This is a genomic window from Limosilactobacillus oris DSM 4864 (assembly GCF_001434465.1).
Classification (GTDB): domain Bacteria; phylum Bacillota; class Bacilli; order Lactobacillales; family Lactobacillaceae; genus Limosilactobacillus; species Limosilactobacillus oris.
In genome coordinates this window covers 1-1610 of record NZ_AZGE01000059.1, presented here as the reverse complement: position 1 = coordinate 1610, position 1610 = coordinate 1, and the positions used below count along the sequence as shown (strand labels likewise).

Annotated in this window: 2 protein-coding genes; both read left to right on the top strand. The window is 37.8% G+C overall.

Going from position 1 to position 1610, the window contains the following annotated elements:
- Positions 1 to 153 precede the first annotated feature (153 nt).
- Positions 154 to 681: an alpha/beta fold hydrolase gene (locus tag FC49_RS09580; protein WP_082603581.1), complete on the top strand. Its 528-nt coding sequence runs from the start codon at positions 154 to 156 to the stop codon at positions 679 to 681.
- A gap of 121 nt (positions 682 to 802) precedes the next feature.
- Positions 803 to 1387 carry a recombinase family protein gene (locus tag FC49_RS09575; RefSeq protein WP_056984887.1) on the top strand — a complete coding sequence of 195 codons (585 nt, stop codon included), beginning with the start codon at positions 803 to 805 and terminating at the stop codon, positions 1385 to 1387.
- Positions 1388 to 1610: the final 223 nt, after the last annotated feature.

The window sequence follows — 1610 nt, the reverse complement described above, 5'->3', positions numbered from 1 at the left end:
TTATTCCATGTTCCCATGGGCCTCACCTCACAAGGGAAAAGACAGCCATCGCCCTTAAAACTTCTTGCTTAATCTATTATACAGGTAATTTACTGCATGACCAAGCGCTCAACAACTATTAGCGTAATTATCAATGATGGGAGGGATTTTTTAATGAATGCAATCATTTTTCATGGGTCAGCACCGCATGCTACAGCAGATAAGTTTTGGTATAAAAACATTGCTCATAGTTTAAACGCTTTAGGAATATCAACAATTGTGGCAGATTTACCAAAGCTTGATCAAGAATCGCTAACAGATACACTCGTTAAAATTAGAGAAATGAACTTAGGCATTAATCAAAACACAATTTTAATCGGCCATTCTGCCGGAACAAATATTATCTTAGCTTTACTTGAACAACTAACAAAACCAGTTAAAGCTGTCTATTTGATTGCTGGCTATTGTCAACCTAATGGCATGCGTCACACAACCTTAAAAAAATCATATGATTGGAAGACAATCAAGAAGAACTCAAATGAGTTTTATATATTCAATTCATTTAACGATCCTTTCAATTGTAATGAAAAGCAAGGAAGAAGTTTATTTGACCATTTGGGTGGAACACTTATTTTAAGAAATGATGGTCACTTTACCCAAAAAAAGCTGCCATTATTAATGACGCTACTGCAACAATACTAATCCCCCCTTTAGAAAAGTATATTAAACGGCCACTAGGGTGTACCCTAATGGTCTTTTTTATTTCTGTGCTATACTAGGAATTGCAAGTGTTCATTAGAACTGTCCAAAAGGAGAATTGAAAATGGCTAAAATCGGTTATGCGCGAGTGAGTTCCAAGGAGCAACATTTAGATCGACAGTTAGCGGCTTTAAAAGACGTTGATAAATTATTTACGGATAAATTAAGTGGGGCTAACACTAATCGGCCAGAACTGCAAAAAATGCTGGCCTATATTCGTGAGGGTGATATCGTCCTGGTCACTGAATTAGATCGCTTAGGCAGAAACAACCAGGATTTAACTAAGATTATGAACACCATTCAAAATAAGGGGGCCACCCTAGATGTGTTAAATTTACCGTCCATGACAGGGATTGCTGATCCTAACTTGCGTCAACTGATGACTAACCTCATCATTGAACTGTATAAGTATCAGGCGGAAAGCGAACGTAAGCGGATCATCGAACGTCAGCAACAAGGGATTGCCTTAGCTAAGCAGCAGGGTAAATATCATGGGCGCAAACCCCAATACACCCAAGACGATCCCCGCTTGCAACATGCTTTTAAGCTTTACCAGGCAGGCATGAGTGACATTGATGTGGCTCGAAATACCGGAATTAAACGGACGACCTTTATCAGATATCGCAAAAAGTTTAATATAAAAAGATGAGACTTATATGTCAGGTAAATTAAAAACCGTTTTTTATGAGCAGCAAAATTAATGGTCTATAATATGACATATGGAGATTCTTATTGGTCTCCTTCCATTCATGCTGATGTTCAGTTAGTAAGAGTCTTAGTGTCATGCTTTTCTTATTGATTAGCATGGCTTTTCTTTTGCCTGTTCTCAAAAAGCCCGCTACCTTTGAAGTGCCTCATAATTGTTAGACAAA

What these genes read in the sequence shown, in the direction of transcription:
- FC49_RS09580 (WP_082603581.1), top strand. Translation starts at nt 154, where the DNA reads ATGAATGCAATCATTTTTCATGGGTCAGCACCGCATGCTACAGCAGAT.
- FC49_RS09575 (WP_056984887.1), top strand. Translation starts at nt 803, where the DNA reads ATGGCTAAAATCGGTTATGCGCGAGTGAGTTCCAAGGAGCAACATTTA.